We start from the raw sequence: 19657 nt of genomic DNA, 5'->3' as shown, positions 1-19657 counted from the left end.
CCCGGGTTGTCCTCACTGCTGATCGCGTCCTCGCCCTGCCTGATCGTGGCAGGACCGGGTGATTCCATCAGCACGAGGACTTTCGCCGCTGCTCCTCCACCTGATGGGTCGAAGCCCGGCACGAAGCGCGCACGTCCTGGTCCGGAGCTCCGCCATTCCGACACGAGCTGATCGAGGCCCCTCGGCTGCTGCATCCCTAGACGCTACGACGTCGAGGACCATTTCCGCCCACGCTCACCGACGACGCGGAACGACCAAGACGGCGTCCGCTCCGAGTGCACTCGCCCCACAGCAAGTGATCCAGTGGGCGATCCTCTATCGGGCACCGTCCACGCGTGCGTTCAAGCGATCAACCAGTTGCGCCATTCGGGGCGGTCCGAGTCGAAGGACGAGCGACTCCGAGAACCAGCGCATCCACACCGCCTCGACATCAAGGATCGTGACGGCATCGGCCCTGAGGAGAATGCGAACCAGGTCGACCGCCTCCATCTCGCACTCATCTGACGGAGCACCGTCCGGCTGACCAGGCTCGAGACCATACGGATCGACATCGCTGAGAACAGCCAAGACACCAGCGAGGGTCTTCCCGTAAGTCACTGTCCCCGCTCTCATGCCCCTCATGATGCCTGGGGCTGCCTCAACCGGTGACCGATTGCTAGGCGGACGTTTTCAGCACGGGTCACATCCTCACCAGCAGGACTGCGGGAGCGACGTCGACCACGAGGCCGGCGACCGGTATCGCTGCCACCCCAGGTGGCGACCAAAATTCCGCTGCTTGTGGCTCCCCGAGCCATCCCGGGACTGCATTACCAAGACCGAGATTCTGGTGACCGTCTTGGGGCACGCTGGCCTGCGACGAGGACGGCTACTTGATTACCGCGAGGAGGTCTTCCATCGTGTCGATCTGGTCAGTCTGAGAGGAGACGATCGCTGTCGCCAGCTGGACCGCGTCAGGGTTCTGCCCACCCTCGATCTCGGTCTGCGCCATCTCGACAGCCCCCTCGTGGTGTGTCGTCATCTGTTCCAGGAACAGCCGCGCCGCGTCGGTTCCGTCAGCATTCTCGAGGGCGTCCATGTCGGAGTCGCTCATCATGCCGTCCATGGAGTGATCCATGGACGCCTCAGTGTCCTGCCCCCAAGCCTTGAGCCATGTCGTGAGCTGATCAATCTCCGGGGCCTGCTCGGCCTTGATCGTCTCGGCAAGGGTGATCACGTCCCCGTCGATACCGTCTTTCGCGAGGAGCATGTCGCTCATCTCGACGGCCTGGGTGTGGTGCGGGAGCATCATCTGGGCGAACATGACGTCTTGATCGTTGAAGGCAGCAGCCTGGGACGACGACGCGGACGACGTGTCGCCTGCGGACGACGACGCCTCGGCGCACCCCGCGAGGGCGAGGGCAGCAATGGTCGCAGTTGCGCTGATGAAGATGGTGGCGGTGCGGTTCATGGTCGTTCTTCCAGGATCAGAATCGAAAAAAAGATACCCCCCGGAGGTATCGTGCCGCGTACGGCTGATGAGAGCCTCTGAGCCGGCACCGGTGGTATCGGTGTAACGGTGAACGCGTCGAGGTTGCCGAGCGCAGCGCGCAGATGCGCCTCGGCCTGGTCGGCGGTCTGGGACGCCGTCAGGAGGTCTTCGGCGTCGACCTCGATGGTTGCGGAGCCGGTGAGACGGTGCCCGATCCACCGGAGATAAAGATCGTGGAAGCCCCGCACGCCCAGGGCGTGTTCGGCTCGCTTGTGGAGGTCGGGGTCGATGCCGTCCATCAGCCGTCGGCCGATGGATTTCACCGTCCCCCAGGGCAGGACCATGATCGAGGCTGCGATGAGCAGGCCGATGATGGGGTCCGCGAGCGGGAACCCGGCGAGGACCCCGATGGCGCCCAGCACGACAGACAGGGACGTGAAGCCGTCCAGGCGGGCGTGGACCCCGTTAGCGACAAGGGCTGCCGATCCGATCCGTCGCCCGACGCGGATGCGGTAGATCGCGACGAGTTCGTTGTCTGCAAAGCCGATGAGCCCAGCGGCGACCAGCAGCCAGGGATTCGCGATCGGCCTGGGGTCGATGAGGCGGTTGATCGATTCCCAGCCCGCGACGGCTGCCGACGAGTGCAAGGCGCCTGGACCGGCCGGGGGCCGCCGGCATCCGTCTCGACGATCGCCCCGCGTCGAGAGGCGCACCCCGAGGAGTTGCATAGCACGCATGGACACCCTTCCCCTCTGGCTGTTAGCCGCCATCTTCGTCGCCGGCGCCGCCGTCATCTGGGTCGCCGGCATCCAGCTGTCGAAAACGACCGACGTCCTCGACTCCCGACTCCACCTCGGTAGCGCGCTCGGCGGACTCATCGTCCTCGCGGTGGCGACCAACCTGCCCGAGATCGCCATCACGGTCAGCGCCGCCCTCTCGGGCTCGCTCGAGGTGGCCGCGGGCAACATCCTCGGCGGCATCGCCCTTCAGACGGTCGTCCTCGTCGTCCTGGACGCCCTCGGGAAACGCGGCAAGGGTGTCCACCCCCTCACCTATCGCGCGGCCTCCCTAGGGCTGCTGCTCGAGGCACTGGTCGTGGTGGCGGTCCTCGCCGTCGTCATCGCCGGAACCCAGCTGCCGTCCTCGCTCACAGTGGCGCGCCTGACGCCGGACGTCGTCCTCATCGCCGTCATCTGGCTCGTAGGCCTGTTCCTCGTCCGGCGTGCCGGCAAGGGCCTGCCGTGGCACGAGGCCGGAGCGGCACCTGACACGTCGACGCCGCGACCGCGCGGACACCGGACGCGCTCGAACCCGTCGCCGACGACCATGAGCACGAAGAAGGCCGCGGTCGTCTTCGGCCTGTCGGCCCTCGCCACGCTCGTCGCCGGCGTCGTGCTCGAACGCGCGGGCGACGCGGCCGCGTCGCAGATCGGCTTGTCGGGTGTGCTGTTCGGCGCGACAGTCCTGGCCCTGGCGACGAGCCTGCCCGAGATCTCGACCGGGTTGCAGGCCGTCAAGCAGGGCGACGACAACCTGGCCATGAGCGATATCTTCGGCGGCAACGCCTTCCTGCCCGTGCTCTTCCTCGTCGCCACGGTCATCTCCGGGCAGGCGATCCTGCCCCAGTCGAACACCAGCGACGTCTACCTGACCGCCCTCGCCGCGCTCCTCACGCTCGTCTACGCCGTCGGCCTGCTCTTTCGGCCGCGACGACGCATCGCGGGCATGGGCGTGGACTCGTTCGTCGTGCTCGTGCTCTACGCGGTCGGCATCGGTGGCCTCGTCGCCATCACGCTCGGCTGACAGGACCAGCCCGGCGACACTGGCGACCGTCAAGCCCAATGAGCCGTGGAAGTTGACCAAGGCGCCCATGCTGCTGTAGCCGCGGGCGTCCTTGTACTCGACCTGGCCGACGTCTGAGATCGCCGTAATCCGGTCCCGGGGGATGTTTCGAGACCAGATCACGTCGTGAACATGGATAGTCACGTCGTCCAGCAGGGCGTGACGCCGCAGCTGCGAACAGTGGCCCAGAGTGATGATGTGTGACAGCGGTGCCCTCGGTGCAGGGTTGCCACTCGCGTCTGCCACCCGTTTCGCCGGGAGTGAGGACGGCTGCCTGCGACCGCCAATCTTTTTCGGCCACGGATGAACTTCTGGATGAGCTGCATCGTGTTCGTAGTAAGCGGGCTACCTGGGCCGGCGTACCAGCAGGAGGAATCATGCACAAGCGAATGACCATCACCCTCACGACGGCCGTTTTGGCGGCGGCCGCTCTCTCCGGGTGCACCACATCTGCCGAATCATCCACGACGACCGACTCCACCGAGCCGGCCCCCGCCGAGACCACCGCGGCAGCGGCAGTCCTCGGCACCGCAACGTCTCCCCTGGGCGAGATCATCACCGACGACGCCGGGTACACGATCTACACGTTCAAGATGGACGAGCAGGACTCGGGCACCAGCAACTGCTACGACGAATGCGCCACGACCTGGCCGGCAGTTGAAGCCTCCGACACGTCCTCCCCAGAAGGCATCACGGGCGAGATCGGTTCCCTCACCCGCACGGACGGGACAACCCAGCTGACCGTCGACGGCTGGCCGGTGTACCGGTTCGCGAAGGACACCGAACCTGGACAGGTCAACGGACAGGGCGTGAAGGATGCCTGGTACGTCCTCCAGCCGGACGGCACGATCAACATGGAAGCAGCCACTGAGGGCGCAGCGACCCCAGCCTCCTGATCGCGCGCGTGCCTGCCGGACAGAACTCTCCGGGTTGCAGGCCCTCGCAGCTCCACAACCCCACCCGAGCAAAGGAGCCACAAGGCAGTGCTCATCGACATCAAGGCAGAGACAGTGGGTGCGAATACGTCGACTGCTTCCGCTCAGACGGTGAACCCATGTCCTGGCCTGGTCGATGGCATGAGGTTCGATCACTGGTGCGCATCGGCGTTCCTCGGTGCGCTCGATACAGGCACGACAAGAGGCGGTCCTGGATCAGGCACTAGCCGGACTTCACTGGCGCGAGGCGGTGAAGGTCATGGCCCGAGCCAGTGACGAGCTTTTGTCGACATTGTTCGAGTGCCACGGCGGGGCGCTTCGCCGTTACACACACAGCCTCACTCGGAACGCGGCGCTGACCGAGGACATCGTTCAAGAGACGATGCTGAGAGCATGGCAGCGTCCTAAGGTGCTGGAGCTCGACAAGGATGCGGCTCAAGCGTGGCTGTTCACGGTCGCTCGGCGCCTCGTCATCGACGACGCACGATCTGCCCGGAGTCGACGAGAAGTGGCAGCCCTTGGCGAGGTAGAAGGCACTGCTCTCGATCGCACTGATGCCGTCCTGGACAGCATCATCGTTGCGGACGCGCTGGCGTCGCTCTCCGACCACCACCGTCAGATCGTCATCGATGCGTACTTCGCTGGTCAGAGCATTCCTGAAATTTCGAGACGGCTTGGCATCCCAGAAGGAACCGCGAAATCGCGGCTCCACTATGGGTTACGCGGGCTGAGGCTAGCCCTCCAAGAAAGGGGCGTCACACGATGACTGAGCATCCCGATCTTCAAGCTAACGAGGACCGTTACCAAGACTGGGACGCGTCCTACGTCCTCGGAGCGCTCCCCACCGATGAACGTCGCGAATACGAGCAGCACCTCAGTACCTGCGCCAACTGCCGTGAAGCGGTGACGGAACTTGCGGGTCTCCCAGGCATCCTGAGCCGAATCTCGCCGGAAGAGGCCCTTGCCATCCATTCACCTCTGGGTATGGATGAAACTCAGGCGCCATCAGAAACGTTGTCGCTGATGGCCCACCGCTTCCGCAAGAGTCAACGCCGCCGCCGAGGAGTCATGGCTCTCGCAGTTGCCGCTGCTGTTGCTGCCGCCGTCTTCGGGGGGCTCGCCGTGGGCGCAAGAAACGACGTCGGCCCAGCGACGGCCCAAATGACGTTCCAGCCCATGGACCCCGGAACTGACTCCACCACCCTTACTGCCGGTCTGCAGATCGAGGAGAAATCTTGGGGCACGAGGCTCGATTGGAACTGCGACTACGGCGCGGATGCGCCAGACAACTCCCGATACGAGCTCGTGGTCACACAAACGGACAACACCACGCTTACCGTCGCGACGTGGGACGCAGCTGGCTCGCGTGCCGCAGATCTGTCTGCGTCGACGGCTATTCCCAGCCTGAAGATCACGAGTGTAGAAATCCGCTTGCAGGGATCCACGGTCGCGTTGGCTCGGCTAGACACCTGAGCACCTCCCGAACAAGCCGCCCGTTAGACGATCGATCACCGACCACCGACGGACGCTAGCCACTCCCCCGCAGCTACGGGGCGCCAGCTGTCTCGATAGGTCAGTCCGAAACTGATCTCGGTGAACGATCCCCTATCGGGACCCCCTGGTAGTAGCAGTTGCTTACCCAGGTCTCGCCCGGAGAACACGTGGGCAAGCCGTCCGTCCCAGGCGACAGGTGTTCAGAGGTCAGGCCGATCGGGTACAAATCAAGCATGAAGCTCAACTCTCGGTTTGGCCGCATCATGTACGGGATCAGTCTCGTTGTAAGCGTCGGAATCATTGCCGTGGTGTGGCTCGTGATCCAGCCAGGACTGCTCTTCTCGATCGTTTTCACGATCTTCGTCCTGGCCATCGACGTCTGGAACGGCCGACTCGCGTTCGGCACCTCGCCCAGAGGGACGGGGAGCTGACGTGCTCGAGCTCATAGCCATCCCAGTACGCCAATCGGACCCCATCACCCCACTCGCGTGGGTCCTTTGGGGCGTCGCCGTCTTAGGCGTCATCGCTTTCACCATCCGCCACTACCGCAACAAGGAGTGAGAAAAGAGTCTGCTGACATGCAACAGGCATGTAAGAGCGCGCTCGTAGACCGATCGGTTAGCGGGCGCCAGTCAAGAAGCGCCTGCGTCACTCCTCGTGAGGGTTGACCTGCTCCGCGAGCCCGAGCACTCGGTCCTCGCGTCGTTTCTCGTACTGGGTTGCCGCGACCAAGACCGCTAGGAGCAGAACTGCTCCGAGCAGACCCCACCCCGGGTAGCCAGCAGAGATCGCCAGCGCGGCCAGGATGAGGAACATGGCTAGAAGCGATGGCATCAGCGCGGTCGCACGACGCCGCTTGCGCTGAATCAAGAAACGAACGCGCTCAGCATTCTCGGGCGTCACCGGTTCCCGTCCGACCATTTGTCGCACCAGGACTCGTCGCATGTCCGAGTCGAGCTGCGGGAAGGGATAGTCGGCACTGCCCCAATAGACGAACGGTGACAGAGCGTCGACGGATTTTGCTCTCCTCCAACCCACGATCGCGGACAACACAGCAACAACAGCGATAGTCACGGCCACGAGGAACGTGCCGTCAGCTCCGCTGTCTTCCGATGCCGCAAATACGGCAAGAAGGCCGCCAAGGACCGAAAAGGCGATCATCAGTGACTGGGTAGAGGGCCCCTGGACCTTGCCGGCCGGTGCATGATCTTCCATGGTCATCCATCGACCGTAGGCCGGTACCTCCCCCACGTGCCTCGGGTAGGCGTGGAACCACCCGCGTGGCGAGGCCCTCCGAAGAAAAATCCACCTCGACTGCCCCACCGAGCCAGCCGCGACACTCTTTCGGGTAGCCAGCCGGCGCCTTGTCAGGCCTGCTCGCCGCGTTGGATGGCTCGATAGACGGTCGAGCGGGCCACGCCGAAGAGTTCAGCGATCTCACTCGTCGTGTGCTCGCCCGTGCGGTGGAGTTGCACGAGGTGCTTCTCCTGCGAGGGGGTGAGCTTGGGCTTGCGGCCGCGGAGCTTGCCGGCGGCCTTGGCGATCGCCATGCCTTCTCGGGTTCGGGCACGGATGAGGTCGGCCTCGAATTCGGCCACCATGCCAAGGACGTTGAACAGGAGCCGGCCGACGGGGTCAGTGGGGTCGTAGACCGCTCCCCCGAGGTTTAAGGCGACACCCTTCTTCGTCAGCTCGTCGGCGATATCGGTTGCATCCCGGAGAGAACGAGCGAGACGATCAAGCTTCGTGACCACAAGGACGTCGCCGGCTCGGCACGCGGCCAGCGCCTCGCGAAGGCCGGGGGCGCTCGAGTCGTTCCCGACAGGCCGTGGTCAACATGCACGTGTTGATCGTCAACACCGAGCGCTGCGAGACCGTCACGTTGTGCTGCGAGATCTCGTCCCGATATCGAGATGCGGCTTAGCCGATTAGCATCCGGCAACTGTAGCGTTTAGGCCCCCATTACCGGGCATTTTTTCGGGACAGGCATACGCGAATCCGCAGGCCAGGCGCTACTTGGCCTCAGACGGCCGAGAGCATCTCGTGAAGGCGTCCCGATGAACGACCGCCTATCGAACGAACTAAGCCCTAGCGGGCATTGCGCCCCTGCGTCAGGATGAGCCAGACCGTTCGAGCGACACCCGGTCGACGCCTCGCCGGTGGTGACGCTTCCCCGTACCGCCCCTTGATCGAACGAATGGGTACGACATGACCGACCACCAGGACGACGAGGACCTCGACGGAGCCATCGAGCCCAACAGCGACGAAGCTGACGATTTTCTTCGTGCCCGCGGGTGGCTGTCGCGACGCTCGGACACCGATCGAGGTGCCCCTGACGACGTCTGGGAGTGGCCGCCGACGCAGCAGGACCCATGGCGCGCTGCGACCTGGGTCCAGTTCACGGGCGAGGTGTTCCAGATACACCGCGCAGAGCATAAGGGCTTCTTCTCGATGAGTGGGTTCCAGCAGGACGCGCAGACATTCGAGGAGCTGGCGGCCGAGATTCCCCTGGTGGAGGTCTGGCCACTCACTCTCGAACAGGCTTCGGCGGAGATGGCTAAGCACCGCCATGCGCAGGAATGGGCGAGGGAGAACAACACCCACACGAGAGGTTTCGCCATCGCAGAGCCCTACGCGTCTCGTATGAACGACGCCACCAGCGCGGCTCGTGCAGGCGCTATCACGCGCGAGGAAGCCGAGCGCAGGACGAGTAGAGCCCTTGAGGAGGCATGGGTCGCATACTGCTGCGTCTTCTACGCCGGCACTGAGGATGGTGTGCGCGACATGAAGCGATTTGCGGCACGGTGATGAATCGCGTTCTCACCGAAGCCCGAATGCCTTAGTCGTCGAGTTGTGCACGGGCTTGGCACGAATGTCACTCGGGCCCGGTGCTGGCGTCGTCTCGTCGACGGCCTGGTCGGATCTCGGCGTCGCAGACTGCGGCAGAGTGGCGTCATGACCGATCCGCACGCCGTCGAGATCCTGCGACTCACCGCGTTCGCCGCGGAGCCCGACGGCGGCAACCCCGCGGGTGTCGTGCTCGACGCCTCGCAGCTGACCGACGTCGAGATGCAGCGCATCGCGGCCGACGTCGGGTACGCCGAGACGGCCTTCGTCGTCGACCCGGGCGCCGCCTCCGACGATCGCACCGTGAGCGTCCGCTACTTCTCGCCCGGCGCCGAGGTGCCGTTCTGCGGTCACGCCACCGTCGCGACCGCGGTGGCCCTCGCCGAACGCCGCGGAGTCGGCCCCTTCGCCCTCGACACCCCCGTCGGCCGCGTCGTGATCGACACGGCGCGACCCGAAGGAGGCGCGGGTCGCGTCGGCGACGGCACCACCGGTTCCGCGCCCCTCCCGATCACGGCGTCGTTCACGAGCGTCGAGCCCGCCCTCCGCGACCTCGACCCGATCGTGGCCGACCGGCTGCTGGCGCTGCTCGGGCTGGAGCGCTCCGACCTCGACGACCGCTGGCCCCTCCGCGAGTCGTACGCCGGAAACTGGCACCCCGTGGTCGCCGTGCGTGAGCAGGCCGTCTTCGACGCGTTCCGCTTCGACCCCGCCCAGATGAGGTCGCTCATGGACGAACGGGGCTGGGCCGGCACCGTCACCGTCGTCCACCGCCGGGAGGCCGACGCGACAGGTGATCTCGTCGTCGAGACGCGCAATCTCTTCCCCGTCGGCGACATCACCGAAGACCCGGCGACCGGCTCGGCGGCCGCGTCTCTCGGGGCGTATCTGCGAGCGCTCGAGCTGATCGCGCCTCCTGCCCGGGTCGTCGTGCACCAGGGTCGGCATGTGGGGCGACCGAGCCTGCTGGTCGTCGACGTGCCTCCGGCGGGCGGCATCACGGTGACGGGCACCGCGGCGCACATCGTGTGATGCCCGCGCAGACGGCGTGCGCCGCGTGACCGCTCAGTCGGCGGCGCGCTCGAGCGTGACCCACTCCTCGTCGCGGACGTAGCCGAGCACGGTGTTCGCGCGGATGATCCCCGCGTTCTCGGCCGAGCCGCCGGTGCGGAAGCGCGTGACGCCCTCCGCCGACAGGGCCAGCACGGAGGCCGCCTTGACCGCGACGGCCAGCCCGCGCCTCCTCCAGGCTCGATGGACGACCGTGAAGTCCGTCTCGGCCGCGCTGCCGTCGCCGTCGGTCTCGACGTCGACGAAGGTCATGGCGACGAGCTCGCCGTCGGGGCCGAACGCGCCGAGACCGCGCCGCGCGGGGGTCGGCGTCGCTCCCTCCCGATCGAGCAGGGCGTGCCGCGTCGCCACGCTGCCGGGGTAGTCGTCGGCCGTCGCCGAGTCGAGGGCCAGCACCGCGTCGACGTCGCGGTCGTCGAGCGATCGGACCGAGACGCCGACGGCGACCTGCTCGACCAGATGCCGCAGACGCGACTCGTCGATGCGATCGGCGTCGAGCCGAGCACCGAACGACCGGGCCGCCACCGACCAGCCCTGCGCCTCGAGCTCGGCCCGCTGCGGAGAATCGGCACGCATCACCTTCGTCGCCATCACATCCCCGATCCTCTCGCCCGCCACCGCCCCGTGCAACCCGGCCCGCTGCCTCGATCCGCTCCATCCGTCGCCCGAAGGAGGCGCGGGGCCGGTCGGCGACGTAGCGTCGACTCATGGACGACCCCGAGGAGCGCCCCGTGTCCGACCCCGAGAGCGGCACGCCCGCCGACGGCGAGGAGGAGGAGGCGGACTCGAACGACGTCGCCCTCGCGATCGTGTTCGGCTCCGTGGGTCTGACTCTCTTCCTGACGCTCGACACCCCCTGGGCGGGGCTGCCCATGGTGGTGCTCGGTCTCTTCTTCGGCTACAGGGCGGTCCGCCGCGCTCTGCGGCCGTCCGACGAGCCCGGCACGACGGCGCCACGCGGATGAGGTGGGCCGTCGCCGCGGCCGGGGTGCTCCTCGTCGGCACGCTGGGCTGGTCGGAGTGGGTGCACGCGCGGTCGAGCGGGAGGCGGCTCGGCGACGTCGCACCACACGGCGGTCGGGAGGCGATCGTCGTCCTCGGGTACCGGAACCGCGGCCGGCGCGCCAACTACATCAGCCGGTACCGACTGCGCGCCGCGCTCCGATCGATCGACGTCGATCGCGACGAGTCCGTCATCGTGCTCTGCGGCGGGGCCGTCGGGGGCGAGATCGCCGAGGCGGACCTCCTGCTCCGTCACCTGCGCGACGTGCTCGGCTACGACGGCCCCGTGCTGCTCGACCGGACGAGCACGACGACGTGGCAGAACATCGAGCACGCGATCCCGCTCGTCGAGGAGTTCGACGTCGTCAAGATCGCCTCGAACTCCCTGCACGCCGAGAAGGCGCGCGCGCATCTCTGGAAGCAGCGACCCGACCTCGCCCGGAGGCTCGTTCGAGCTCGCGAGCACCGCCTCGGCGAGGTCCCGCTGCTGAAGCCCTACGGGGCCGTCCGCGGCCTGTGGAGCCTGCGGTCCCTCTGACGCGACCCGCGCCTCCTGCCTCCTGCCGCACCTCCTGCCTCGCGCCGCGCCTCCTGCCTCCCGCCGCGCCTCCTGCCTCCCGCCTCCCCGAGAACCGCGTTCGCGAAGATGAACTGCGATAGAACGCGGTTCATCTTCGCGAACCCGGTTCATCACCGGCCGGAAGGCCGAGACCCGGGCAGTCTGAGCGCCACCGCGTCGACCGGGAGCACTCTCGATGTCATGACCGATCGAGACGACACCTTCACCGCCCTCAGCGTGCAGCGCGCCCGCGAGAACGTCGCGGAGGGCGGCAAGCCGTTCGCCTGCCTGCTGGTGCGCGACGGCGAGGTCGTCGTCGAGGCGACCAACCACGTGGCGCAGACCGGCGATCCGACGGCGCACGCCGAGATCCGAGCGATCCGTCTCGCGGCCGAGCAGGGGCTCACCGACCTGCGCGGCGTCGACGCCTACGTCACGGCCTACCCGTGTCCGATGTGCCTCGGAGCGCTGTACTACGCGCAGCCCGACCGCGTGATCTACGCGGTGAGCCGGGAGGAGGAGGGCGAGCACTACGAGGACGGCAACCGCCTGATGACCCTCGACACGTTCTACGACGAGTACGCGAAGCCCCTCGACGAGCGGACGCTCCGCGCCGAGAAGGGCCGCGCCGACGACGCCGTCGCCCCCTTCGTCGAGTGGACCGCACGACACCCGTCGTGATGCGACACGACGGCACGGACCCGGGGGACGGCATGGATCCGGGGGCGGCGTGGAACCGCCGACCGACGACGGACTGACCGACGCGCGGGCGCTCTTCCGGTCGCCCGACGGATCCGAGCCCGAGACCGTGGCCCGGGGCGACACGGCGTCGCGAGACACGCTCGCCGGGGCCGCCGCGCTCGGACTCGGGTCCGCCGTCCTGGCGACCCTCGGCGCGGTCGTCGTCGTCGCGGTCGCGGTGGGGCTGCCCATCCTGGCGATCGCACTCAGCGCGGCGGCGGCCTCCCTCCTGCTCTGACCCGAGGAGGCGCGGGTCGACACCGATCCCGCCACCGGCAATACTCTTCGAGAGTAATGCACAAGAGTTCTTGCGCAACACCCCTTGTGGGTTCTATCGTCGTCGCATGACCCCTCGCGAGACTCCTCGGTCGACGCTCACCTCGGCCGCCTCGATGCGCGTGATGGCGCATCCGACGCGGCTGCGCCTCCTCGGCCTCCTCCGCGAGCGCGGCCCGCAGACCGCCGCCCTCCTCGGCGACCTCGTCGACGAGGCGCCGGGCACGATCAGCTACCACCTCGGCAAGCTGGCGTCGATCGATCTCATCGAGCCCGCGGCGGCCCCGAGCACGGATCAGCGCGAGCGCTGGTGGCAGGCGACCACGATGCTGACCTCGTGGGAGCCCGCCGAGCTGCTCGACGACCCCGCCGCCCTCGCCGCCTCGTCGGCCCTGCAGAAGTCGATCGCGCACGCCTACGCGAACCGCTACACGGATTACATCGATGCGGCACCGGGCCTGCCCCGCGAGTGGGTCGCGGCCGCGGCGAGCGGTGATCGCAGCCTGCGTCTCACGGTCGACGAGCTGGCCACACTGCGGGGCGAGCTCGAAGCGCTCGTCGAGCGCTGGGTCGCGGCGAGCGCGACCCGCGACCCAGACGACGACGGTACGGAGTCGGTCGTGCTCGTCTACCAGGCCTACCGGCGGCCCTGAGGTGTCGCTCGCATCGGGGCGCGAGGAGGCGCCCGAGAAGGCCCCGACGACTCGCGGCCCACGAGACCGCCGGGCCATCGGCGCCTTGACCGCCCTGCTCAGCGCTCACGCCGTGTCGCAGACCGGCAACGTGATCACGGCATTCGCGGTGCCCTTCTACGTGCTCGGCCTCGGCGGCTCAGGCGTCGAGGTCGGCATCGCGGCGTTCTCCGCCACGGCGCCGGTGGTCGTCGGCGGAGCACTCGGCGGGGTGGTCGTCGATCGGGTCGGCCACCGCAGGGCGGCGATCGTGGCCGACCTCGTCAGCGGCGCCGCAGTCCTCGCGATGCCCGTCCTCGCCCTCACCGTCGGCCTCCCGTTCTGGGCGCTCCTCGTCCTCGTCTTCGCCGGGGGCCTGCTCGACACCCCCGGCCAGACGGCCCGCCGGGTGATGCTGCCCCGCCTGACCGACCGCGCAGGCGTCCGGCTCGAGCAGAGCGTGGGTCTGCTCGACGGCTCCGAGCGCTTCGCGAAACTCATCGGCGCTTCCGCCGCCGGGCTGCTCGTCGCCACGGTCGGGCCGATCTCCGCCCTGTTCGTCACGGCGGCGACGTTCGCCCTCTCGGCCGGGCTCACCGGCGCCTTCGTCCCCGCGACGCCGTCGGCGACCGCGCCGCGAGGCGACGGCGATGACGACTCGACCCGCGCCTCCTACTGGTCCGATCTCGCCGATGGGTTCCGCTTCGTGATGCGAGACCGGCTCATGCGCCTGATCGTCGGGCTCGTGCTGTTCACGAACCTGCTGGACGCCGCGCGAGGGTCGTCGCTGCTGCCCCTCTACGCGAACGACCGCCTCGGAGGCGCGGCCTCGTTGGGCCTGCTCGTCGCCGTCATGGGCGGCTGCGCCCTGATCGGCAACGTGGGCTTCGGGTTCGTCGCCCACCGCATGCCACGTCGCGTCACCCTCGCGATCTGCTTCACCCTCGCCGGCGGGCCGCCCAGCACGGCCTTCGCCCTCGGCGCACCGCTGTCGGTCCTCGTGGCAGCGACGGCCATCGCGGGGCTCGCCGCCGGATCGATCAATCCCATCCTCGGCGCCGTCCAGCTCGAACGGGTGCCCGAGCACCTGCGGGGTCGTGTCTTCGGCCTCATCAACGCGGGGGCATGGGCCGGCGTGCCGTTCGGCGCCCTGCTCGGCGGGGTCGCCGCCGACACTGTCGGACTCGCCGTGGCCTTCGGCGTGATCGCCGTCGCGTACACGCTCGCGACGCTGACCCCCCTGCTCGGCGGGTCCTGGCGACAGATGGAACGCGGTCGCGTCGAGACCGAAGTCTCGGGCGGACGCGAGAACCCTTCCGCCTGACGCCTCGAGACGCGGCAGTATGTCCGCATGAGCAGTGGAGCCTTCGTCGACGGCTGGCGGATAGTGAGGTCGCGACGGTCGGAGTTCGTCGACGCGGCGCGGACACGTCGTCGGACCCTCGTCTCCGGTCTCGTCGCCGTCGTCGTCGGTGCGATCCTGACCGTCTCGGACCTCATCTGGAGCGTGGTCGATGTGACGCCGATGCGTGACGTCCTCGTCACGTTCCTGCTGGCCGGAGCCGCCGGATGCGTCGTCGGGTCGTTCTGGAAGATCGCCCGATCCACGACCGCATCGACAGCATCGGCGACCGGGGCCCGCATGGACTGGAGGCGGAGCGAGCGCATCGAACGACAGTTCTCGGCGCACCCGCCGGAGATCCTCCCCGAGGATCGCGACGAGGTGATCTCCCGAGCACGACTCACTCTGGGCCCGGCCGTCGTCACAGCGGAGCGGACCATCCTCGTTCCGATCGCCTGGATCACCGCCTGGGCGGGCCTGCTCGTCGCCGGTGCCACATGGGATGAGGAGGTGATGCTCGTGATCGGCCTGCCGGTGTTCGGACTCCTCCAGAGCGTGCCGTTCATCGCGGCCGTGGTCGGAGCAGGACGCGCAGACGCCGCCCACCGACGTGCGCTCGCACTCCCGCCCGCGCCCCCCGAAGTCGCCTCACCCGGACCGACGGCCCTGCGACTGTCCCGAGACGCGGCCCGACCGGGCTCGCAGCTGTCCCTGCCCGACGACTGAGCGGTCAGACCGCCGGGTCGCCGTCGGGCAGGGTCGTGCTGGCGCGACCCGGGCGAGCGGCCGCAGCGGCGTCGCCGTCGACGTCGCCGTCGCCCTCGATCTCGTCGGGGATGACCAGCAGCTCGGAGATGCGTCGGCGGTCCATCACCGTCACCTGCAGGCGCGCGCCGTCGATCTCGACGACGTCGCCCACCCGGGCCAGACGGCCCAGGCTCTCGATGACGAACCCGGCGACCGTGTCGGAGGCGCTGTCGGGCAGGTGGATGCCGGTGGCCTCCTCGAAGTCCTGGAAGTTCAGCCGACCGTCGACCGTGCCGCCGCCGGCGTCGAGGTCCTCCGCCGCCGACTCGGTGTCGTACTCGTCGAAGATCTCGCCGACGACCTCCTCGACCAGGTCCTCCAGCGTGACGATCCCGTCGGTTCCGCCGTACTCGTCGATGATGACGGCGATGTGGTGACCGCCCGCCCGCATCGAGGTCAGAGTGGGCAGCACGCGCGCCGTGGCCGGCAGGTACGAGATGTCGCGCACGATGTCGCGCACGGGCGTGCTCGGGTCCTTCGTGATCGCCTCGAAGAGGTCGCGCACGTGCACGAACCCGATGATGTCGTCGATGGACCGGTCGATGACGGGGTACCGCGAGTACGGACGGTCGTGCACCTCGGTGGCGGCGTCGCTGACCGTGCCCGTGCCGTCGACGGCCGTGACCTCGGGGCGCGGGCGCATGACCTGGCTGAGCTGACGGTGACGCAGCGAGAGCACGTCGTCGAGGATCCGCCGTTCGTCGTCGGGCAGACCCTCGTGGCTCGAGACGATGTCGCGGAGCTCCTCCTCCGTCATCTCCTCGCCCGTCTTGTGCGGATCGCCGCCCAGCATCCGGACGACGAGGTTGGTCGAGATCGACAGCAGCCAGATCACCGGGCGCATGAGCACCGCGAAGACCGCGAGCACGGGGGCGACGGCGTAGGCGAACGACGCGTTGCGCTGGATGGCCAGGCGCTTCGGGGCCAGCTCGCCGAGCACGAGAGAGAGGTAGGCGATGATCAGCGTGAGGCCGATCGTGGCCACGGTGGCGGCGGCCTGCTCGCCGAGCCCCCACGAGACCAGGACGGGCGTGACCGAGGGCGCGATCGACGACGCGCCGTAGGCGGCCGATGCGAAGCCGGCGACCGTGACGCCGATCTGCACGGCGGCGAGGAACATGTTCGGATCGCGGGCCAGGCCCGCGACCTTCTCGCCGCGCTTGCCACGGGCGGCGATGGCGTTGACCTGGCTCTCGCGCAGCGTGACCAGGGCCATCTCGGTGGCCGCGAACACACCTCCGACGAGGACGAAGACGACGACCAGGACGATGTTGAGGACGAGGTCGCCGTTCATCGGGTCGTGATGGCGATCGACCGGGTGGTGCCCGGGGTCTTCCGGGCGCCCGGACTATGGCAGTCGGAAGACGAGGACGATGAGTCTGCTGTGCGCTTCATGGGAGGAGAGTACCGGCTGGAGGCTGCGAAACACCGGCCGCGGGATGCGGACTCCTGCGCGCCTCCTGGAGGCCACGGCGTAGCGTCGAGCCATGACCGAGAAGAAGCAGACCGAGCCCGTCATGGACGGCGCCACCGAAGCGACCAACGACGAGAAGCTCAGCGGGCTGATCGAGCAGGTCGAGCAGGACCACGGGCACGAGGGCGCCGGCGCCATGGCCGACCACCTCCGCGATCGCATGGACGAGACGAAGACCGAACCCGAGAACGCCGGCGACACCGAAGACTGACCCCCGAGTTGGGGAGGCGCGCGCACCCTCGGCGCGCAACCGGACGTTCGCGAACTGGCTAGGGTGCGGACAGGGGGTTCTACCGACGTCGGGTCGCGGGGCTCCCTCAGCCGGATGGTCCGGCGCCGACGGGGCCTGAGATCACACGGGCCTGTCGGCTGAGACGTCGCCGGAGACGGCGCGATCAGGGGGAAGACATGGCCGTTCAGGCATCGACACGCAATCGGATCATCGGGGCGGCGGTGGCCATCGTCGTCGCCGTGATCGTCTCGTTCGGAGTGCGCATGGCGTTCCAGGCGTTCTCCGGCGACTCCAAGGAGGACGTCATCGCCGAGAGCGTGGAAGAGGCGAAGGGGCAGTACGACCTGCCGCAGCAGATCGACCAGGTCACGGTGCTCGACGACATCACCGCCGAGTCCGACGCGATCCACTACCACTACACGCTGGCCGGCGAGGGAGTCGAGAACGTCACGGAGGACCTCCTCTCGGAGTCCGTGCTCCCCCAGCTGTGCGGCACCGAGGCCACCCGCGACATCCTCGACCGCGACATCGGCATGAAGTACACCTACGAGGTCGAGGGCGGCGACGAGCTCGCGCTGGCCTTCACCAAGGCGGACTGCTGAGCGGACGCCCGCGCGGCCGACGCCCGCCGGTGACTCGAACCCACCGGCCACTCGAACCCGCCGACTCCCGCCACGGGGGCTCGGCGGGTTCGTGCTTCCCGGGCGGGCGTCGACCTGGCAGAGTGAGGCGATGACCGATCGTGCCCGCGACGACAGCAGCCCCGCGACCATCGACCTCGACGGCGTCGACGACCTCTTCGGCCGAGCCGAGCGCCGCGATCGGGTCGTGCAGCTGGGCGTCGTGCTCGGGTGCGTCGGTCTCTGCTTCGTGAGGCCCGCCTCCTCGGGGCCCGCCCTCCGCGTCGCGTACCACGCGGCCCTCGCCGGGCTGGCGGGCGCGAGCATGGCCAGCGGCCTGACCCGCGAGCCGTTCTCGGACCCGAAGATCGCTGCCGGAGGCGCGGCGGGGGCAGCAGGGGTCGTCCTCGCTCTCGCACGCACCACCGAGGCGCTCGACGAACGCCTGCACGTCTCGCTCGTGCGGGCGGGCATCGACCGGCCGCGCTGGATCATGGCCGCGATGGGCATCGCCGTCGGGGCGGGCTCGCTCGCACTCGACCGTCTCGCCACCGCCCGGCGGCACACCCTCGTCGAGGCCGAGGCCGCCGCGGTGACCGCACCCGCCCACAGCGCGTCGACCCCCGGCTGACCCGCACCGTCCACAGCTCCCCCGCGCAGGCGAGGTGCGCAGTCGTCGAGGCTCGTAGGCTCGACGCATGATGAACTCGATCGGCACGTACTCTATCGTCGTCCTGCTCACCTACGTCGTCGTCCTCGGGTTCGCCGTCGTCCTCGGGGTCCTGCTCGTCCGCACGCTGCTCTGGGTGATCCAGGCCCTGCAGTCGTCCGTACGCGAGCGGGAGCTGCGCATGGACCTGCTCCTCGCCACCGGGGACGACCTCGCCGACCCCGCCGACCCCGCCGACCCCGCCGACCCCGCGAAGTGAAACGGACGGCGCATCGTCGCGCGGTGTGCTCAGAGCGAACCCCGCGCCTCCTGACGACCTCGGCTGACACTCTCGGGGCATGAGGATCCTGGTGCTCGGCGGCACCGCGTGGCTCGGCCGCCACATCGCGTCGACAGCGATCGGCGCCGGTCACGAGGTGACGTGCCTCGCCCGCGGCACAGACGTGCCCGACGGCGCGACGCTCGTCCGTGCCGACCGCGACCGCGACGACGCCCTCGTCGGTGCCGCCCTCATCGGGGCCGCTGGGGACGTCGGGGCCGCCGGGGACGTCGGCGCCGCCGGGGCCGCCAGGGCCGCCTCTCGCTGGGACGCCGTCATCGACGTCGCCCGCGAGCCCGGTCATGTGCGCCGAGCGGTCCGCGCCCTCGAGCCGGTCGCCGACCGGTACCTCTTCGTGTCGACGACCAGCGTCTACGCTTTGGACGCGGAACTCGGCGCCGACGAGACGGCCGAGCGCGTCGAGCCGCTCGCCGCCGACCTGATGGACGGCCCCGACGACTACGGCCCAGCGAAGGCCGCCTGCGAAGACGCCGTCCTCGCCGCCTTCGGCCCCGACCGGTCGCTGATCGTGCGCCCAGGTCTGATCGGCGGCCCCGGCGACCCGACCGGCCGCACCGACCACTGGGTCTGGCGGTTCGCGCACCCGGCCCGCGCCTCCTCGGCACCCGGGGCCCCCGCCGAGCGTCGCGAGCCCGGCGGGCGTCGCAAACGCGGCGAGCAGGGCGAGGCCAGGGATCTCGGCGAGCCCGGCGAACCCGGCATCGTGCTCGCGCCGGAGGCACCGGGCCTCCCCACGGCGGTGCTCGACGTGCGCGATCTCGCCGACTGGCTCGTGCGCTGCGTCGAGCAGGGCGCGAACGGGGTGGCGAACGCGCTGGGCGAGGTCGTCTCGTTCGACGAGCATCTCGAGGCCGCGCGCCGGGCCGCGGAGAGCGATGCGTCGATCGTGCGGGCTCCGGCCGAGTGGCTGCTGGCTCGGGGCGTGGGCCAGTGGGCGGGGCCGCGGTCGATGCCGCTCTGGATCGCCGACCGCGCCTGGCACGGGATGAACGCACGGTCGACCGTCCGGGCGCGGTCTCTGGGGCTGGAGCCGCGCCTCCTCGTCGAGACCCTGCGCGACGCCCTCGACTGGAGGTCTCGACAGCCCGACCCCGACACGCGGCCGAGCGGACTGTCGAGCGCCGACCACGCGACGCTGCTCGCCGAGCTCGGCGCCCGCGCGACCTGACCCGCGCCTCCCCCGCCCCGCCGCGGCTCCACGTCGGTCAGAAAACGCCCCTCCACGCCCCACGAAGGGCCGCTTCCGCCCACCCTCCACGCCACCCC

24 protein-coding genes and 2 pseudogenes are annotated in these 19657 nt (G+C 69.0%); 19 read left to right on the top strand and 7 right to left on the bottom strand.

Annotated features, from left to right (window positions below):
* The 3 genes and pseudogenes from ACZ6JE_RS14215 to ACZ6JE_RS14205 form a co-directional block, all read right to left on the bottom strand.
* Window positions 1–194, bottom strand: a pseudogene (locus tag ACZ6JE_RS14215) (uracil-DNA glycosylase); the annotation flags it as partial.
* A gap of 671 nt (window positions 195–865) precedes the next feature.
* Complete coding sequence (locus ACZ6JE_RS14210; protein ID WP_055801328.1) at window positions 866–1447, bottom strand: DUF305 domain-containing protein; 582 nt, start codon at window positions 1445–1447, stop codon at window positions 866–868.
* Window positions 1444–2196, bottom strand: a complete 753-nt coding sequence (locus tag ACZ6JE_RS14205) for a cation diffusion facilitator family transporter (RefSeq protein ID WP_464319364.1) — start codon at window positions 2194–2196, stop codon at window positions 1444–1446. Before ACZ6JE_RS14205 ends, ACZ6JE_RS14210 begins: the two co-directional genes overlap by 4 nt.
* Before the next feature lie 7 nt (window positions 2197–2203).
* Here ACZ6JE_RS14205 and ACZ6JE_RS14200 point away from each other — a divergent pair, with 7 nt between their 5' ends.
* The 5 genes from ACZ6JE_RS14200 to ACZ6JE_RS14180 all read left to right on the top strand — a co-directional run bounded on the left by ACZ6JE_RS14200 (window position 2204) and on the right by ACZ6JE_RS14180 (window position 6170).
* The gene (locus ACZ6JE_RS14200) at window positions 2204–3271 is read left to right on the top strand and encodes a sodium:calcium antiporter (RefSeq protein WP_055801336.1); all 1068 of its coding nucleotides are present in this window, start codon (window positions 2204–2206) and stop codon (window positions 3269–3271) included.
* Between the two features lie 428 nt (window positions 3272–3699).
* The gene (locus ACZ6JE_RS14195; protein ID WP_158612599.1) at window positions 3700–4206 is read left to right on the top strand and encodes a COG4315 family predicted lipoprotein; all 507 of its coding nucleotides are present in this window, start codon (window positions 3700–3702) and stop codon (window positions 4204–4206) included.
* 298 nt (window positions 4207–4504) lie between these two features.
* Window positions 4505–5011: a sigma-70 family RNA polymerase sigma factor gene (locus ACZ6JE_RS14190; RefSeq protein WP_055801561.1), complete on the top strand. Its 507-nt coding sequence runs from the start codon at window positions 4505–4507 to the stop codon at window positions 5009–5011.
* The gene (locus tag ACZ6JE_RS14185; RefSeq protein WP_082452595.1) at window positions 5008–5718 is read left to right on the top strand and encodes a zf-HC2 domain-containing protein; all 711 of its coding nucleotides are present in this window, start codon (window positions 5008–5010) and stop codon (window positions 5716–5718) included. The genes ACZ6JE_RS14190 and ACZ6JE_RS14185 overlap by 4 nt, the downstream gene beginning before the upstream one ends.
* A 254-nt stretch (window positions 5719–5972) precedes the next feature.
* Complete coding sequence (locus tag ACZ6JE_RS14180) at window positions 5973–6170, top strand: hypothetical protein (protein WP_464319363.1); 198 nt, start codon at window positions 5973–5975, stop codon at window positions 6168–6170.
* A 217-nt stretch (window positions 6171–6387) separates the two neighbouring features.
* On the opposite strand, the gene ACZ6JE_RS14175 is transcribed toward ACZ6JE_RS14180, so the two are convergent.
* Window positions 6388–6960, bottom strand: coding sequence for a hypothetical protein (locus ACZ6JE_RS14175; protein ID WP_464319362.1), 573 nt, complete (start codon window positions 6958–6960; stop codon window positions 6388–6390).
* A gap of 146 nt (window positions 6961–7106) precedes the next feature.
* Window positions 7107–7681: pseudogene (locus ACZ6JE_RS14170) on the bottom strand (recombinase family protein).
* A 266-nt stretch (window positions 7682–7947) separates the two neighbouring features.
* Here ACZ6JE_RS14170 and ACZ6JE_RS14165 point away from each other — a divergent pair.
* Together ACZ6JE_RS14165 and ACZ6JE_RS14160 are read left to right on the top strand one after the other, a co-directional pair.
* Entirely contained in the window at window positions 7948–8547 is a 600-nt protein-coding gene (locus tag ACZ6JE_RS14165) for a hypothetical protein (RefSeq protein WP_464319361.1), read from the top strand.
* Window positions 8548–8694: 147 nt separating this feature from the next.
* Window positions 8695–9618: a PhzF family phenazine biosynthesis protein gene (locus tag ACZ6JE_RS14160; protein ID WP_464319360.1), complete on the top strand. Its 924-nt coding sequence runs from the start codon at window positions 8695–8697 to the stop codon at window positions 9616–9618.
* Window positions 9619–9651: 33 nt separating this feature from the next.
* Here the strand turns inward: ACZ6JE_RS14160 and ACZ6JE_RS14155 are convergent, their stop codons facing one another.
* On the bottom strand, window positions 9652–10248 hold the full coding sequence (locus ACZ6JE_RS14155; protein ID WP_464319359.1) for an acetyltransferase: 597 nt from the start codon (window positions 10246–10248) through the stop codon (window positions 9652–9654).
* Window positions 10249–10364: 116 nt separating this feature from the next.
* Between ACZ6JE_RS14155 and ACZ6JE_RS14150 the strand changes: the two genes are divergently transcribed.
* The 7 genes from ACZ6JE_RS14150 to ACZ6JE_RS14120 all read left to right on the top strand — a co-directional run bounded on the left by ACZ6JE_RS14150 (window position 10365) and on the right by ACZ6JE_RS14120 (window position 14974).
* Complete coding sequence (locus tag ACZ6JE_RS14150; protein WP_464319358.1) at window positions 10365–10622, top strand: hypothetical protein; 258 nt, start codon at window positions 10365–10367, stop codon at window positions 10620–10622.
* Window positions 10619–11197 carry an ElyC/SanA/YdcF family protein gene (locus ACZ6JE_RS14145; protein ID WP_464319357.1) on the top strand — a complete coding sequence of 193 codons (579 nt, stop codon included), beginning with the start codon at window positions 10619–10621 and terminating at the stop codon, window positions 11195–11197. Before ACZ6JE_RS14150 ends, ACZ6JE_RS14145 begins: the two co-directional genes overlap by 4 nt.
* A 222-nt stretch (window positions 11198–11419) precedes the next feature.
* Window positions 11420–11899 carry a nucleoside deaminase gene (locus ACZ6JE_RS14140; protein WP_243214704.1) on the top strand — a complete coding sequence of 160 codons (480 nt, stop codon included), beginning with the start codon at window positions 11420–11422 and terminating at the stop codon, window positions 11897–11899.
* A 49-nt stretch (window positions 11900–11948) separates the two neighbouring features.
* On the top strand, window positions 11949–12197 hold the full coding sequence (locus tag ACZ6JE_RS14135; RefSeq protein WP_464319356.1) for a hypothetical protein: 249 nt from the start codon (window positions 11949–11951) through the stop codon (window positions 12195–12197).
* Window positions 12198–12303: 106 nt separating this feature from the next.
* A complete protein-coding gene (locus tag ACZ6JE_RS14130; protein WP_464319355.1) occupies window positions 12304–12888 on the top strand; it encodes a helix-turn-helix domain-containing protein in 585 nt (194 codons plus the stop codon).
* Between the two features lie 85 nt (window positions 12889–12973).
* Window positions 12974–14230, top strand: a complete 1257-nt coding sequence (locus tag ACZ6JE_RS14125; protein WP_464319354.1) for an MFS transporter — start codon at window positions 12974–12976, stop codon at window positions 14228–14230.
* Between the two features lie 27 nt (window positions 14231–14257).
* Window positions 14258–14974: a hypothetical protein gene (locus ACZ6JE_RS14120; RefSeq protein WP_464319353.1), complete on the top strand. Its 717-nt coding sequence runs from the start codon at window positions 14258–14260 to the stop codon at window positions 14972–14974.
* A gap of 4 nt (window positions 14975–14978) precedes the next feature.
* Here the strand turns inward: ACZ6JE_RS14120 and ACZ6JE_RS14115 are convergent, their stop codons facing one another.
* Window positions 14979–16349 carry a hemolysin family protein gene (locus tag ACZ6JE_RS14115; RefSeq protein WP_464319352.1) on the bottom strand — a complete coding sequence of 457 codons (1371 nt, stop codon included), beginning with the start codon at window positions 16347–16349 and terminating at the stop codon, window positions 14979–14981.
* Window positions 16350–16542: 193 nt separating this feature from the next.
* Here ACZ6JE_RS14115 and ACZ6JE_RS14110 point away from each other — a divergent pair, with 193 nt between their 5' ends.
* The 5 genes from ACZ6JE_RS14110 to ACZ6JE_RS14090 all read left to right on the top strand — a co-directional run bounded on the left by ACZ6JE_RS14110 (window position 16543) and on the right by ACZ6JE_RS14090 (window position 19559).
* A complete protein-coding gene (locus tag ACZ6JE_RS14110) occupies window positions 16543–16740 on the top strand; it encodes a hypothetical protein (protein WP_192061391.1) in 198 nt (65 codons plus the stop codon).
* Between the two features lie 197 nt (window positions 16741–16937).
* The gene (locus ACZ6JE_RS14105; RefSeq protein ID WP_192061390.1) at window positions 16938–17363 is read left to right on the top strand and encodes a hypothetical protein; all 426 of its coding nucleotides are present in this window, start codon (window positions 16938–16940) and stop codon (window positions 17361–17363) included.
* Between the two features lie 130 nt (window positions 17364–17493).
* Complete coding sequence (locus tag ACZ6JE_RS14100) at window positions 17494–18012, top strand: hypothetical protein (RefSeq protein ID WP_464319351.1); 519 nt, start codon at window positions 17494–17496, stop codon at window positions 18010–18012.
* 67 nt (window positions 18013–18079) lie between these two features.
* Window positions 18080–18310: a hypothetical protein gene (locus ACZ6JE_RS14095; RefSeq protein ID WP_464319350.1), complete on the top strand. Its 231-nt coding sequence runs from the start codon at window positions 18080–18082 to the stop codon at window positions 18308–18310.
* A 79-nt stretch (window positions 18311–18389) separates the two neighbouring features.
* A complete protein-coding gene (locus ACZ6JE_RS14090) occupies window positions 18390–19559 on the top strand; it encodes an NAD-dependent epimerase/dehydratase family protein (protein ID WP_464319349.1) in 1170 nt (389 codons plus the stop codon).
* The last annotated feature ends 98 nt before the right edge of the window (window positions 19560–19657 follow it).

This window comes from Frigoribacterium sp. AC759, assembly GCF_979256015.1.
This window is presented reverse-complemented; position numbering and strand designations above follow the sequence as displayed.

Coding starts and splice junctions, on each gene's coding strand:
- ACZ6JE_RS14210 (WP_055801328.1), bottom strand. CDS start 1,447: ATGAACCGCACCGCCACCATCTTCATCAGCGCAACTGCGACCATTGCT.
- ACZ6JE_RS14105 (WP_192061390.1), top strand. CDS start 16,938: ATGGCCGTTCAGGCATCGACACGCAATCGGATCATCGGGGCGGCGGTG.
- ACZ6JE_RS14110 (WP_192061391.1), top strand. CDS start 16,543: ATGACCGAGAAGAAGCAGACCGAGCCCGTCATGGACGGCGCCACCGAA.
- ACZ6JE_RS14115 (WP_464319352.1), bottom strand. CDS start 16,349: ATGAACGGCGACCTCGTCCTCAACATCGTCCTGGTCGTCGTCTTCGTC.
- ACZ6JE_RS14100 (WP_464319351.1), top strand. CDS start 17,494: ATGACCGATCGTGCCCGCGACGACAGCAGCCCCGCGACCATCGACCTC.
- ACZ6JE_RS14150 (WP_464319358.1), top strand. CDS start 10,365: ATGGACGACCCCGAGGAGCGCCCCGTGTCCGACCCCGAGAGCGGCACG.
- ACZ6JE_RS14190 (WP_055801561.1), top strand. CDS start 4,505: ATGGCCCGAGCCAGTGACGAGCTTTTGTCGACATTGTTCGAGTGCCAC.
- ACZ6JE_RS14180 (WP_464319363.1), top strand. CDS start 5,973: ATGAAGCTCAACTCTCGGTTTGGCCGCATCATGTACGGGATCAGTCTC.
- ACZ6JE_RS14160 (WP_464319360.1), top strand. CDS start 8,695: ATGACCGATCCGCACGCCGTCGAGATCCTGCGACTCACCGCGTTCGCC.
- ACZ6JE_RS14185 (WP_082452595.1), top strand. CDS start 5,008: ATGACTGAGCATCCCGATCTTCAAGCTAACGAGGACCGTTACCAAGAC.
- ACZ6JE_RS14095 (WP_464319350.1), top strand. CDS start 18,080: ATGATGAACTCGATCGGCACGTACTCTATCGTCGTCCTGCTCACCTAC.
- ACZ6JE_RS14090 (WP_464319349.1), top strand. CDS start 18,390: ATGAGGATCCTGGTGCTCGGCGGCACCGCGTGGCTCGGCCGCCACATC.
- ACZ6JE_RS14120 (WP_464319353.1), top strand. CDS start 14,258: ATGAGCAGTGGAGCCTTCGTCGACGGCTGGCGGATAGTGAGGTCGCGA.
- ACZ6JE_RS14130 (WP_464319355.1), top strand. CDS start 12,304: ATGACCCCTCGCGAGACTCCTCGGTCGACGCTCACCTCGGCCGCCTCG.
- ACZ6JE_RS14175 (WP_464319362.1), bottom strand. CDS start 6,960: ATGACCATGGAAGATCATGCACCGGCCGGCAAGGTCCAGGGGCCCTCT.
- ACZ6JE_RS14200 (WP_055801336.1), top strand. CDS start 2,204: ATGGACACCCTTCCCCTCTGGCTGTTAGCCGCCATCTTCGTCGCCGGC.
- ACZ6JE_RS14165 (WP_464319361.1), top strand. CDS start 7,948: ATGACCGACCACCAGGACGACGAGGACCTCGACGGAGCCATCGAGCCC.
- ACZ6JE_RS14155 (WP_464319359.1), bottom strand. CDS start 10,248: ATGGCGACGAAGGTGATGCGTGCCGATTCTCCGCAGCGGGCCGAGCTC.
- ACZ6JE_RS14205 (WP_464319364.1), bottom strand. CDS start 2,196: ATGCAACTCCTCGGGGTGCGCCTCTCGACGCGGGGCGATCGTCGAGAC.
- ACZ6JE_RS14195 (WP_158612599.1), top strand. CDS start 3,700: ATGACCATCACCCTCACGACGGCCGTTTTGGCGGCGGCCGCTCTCTCC.
- ACZ6JE_RS14140 (WP_243214704.1), top strand. CDS start 11,420: ATGACCGATCGAGACGACACCTTCACCGCCCTCAGCGTGCAGCGCGCC.
- ACZ6JE_RS14145 (WP_464319357.1), top strand. CDS start 10,619: ATGAGGTGGGCCGTCGCCGCGGCCGGGGTGCTCCTCGTCGGCACGCTG.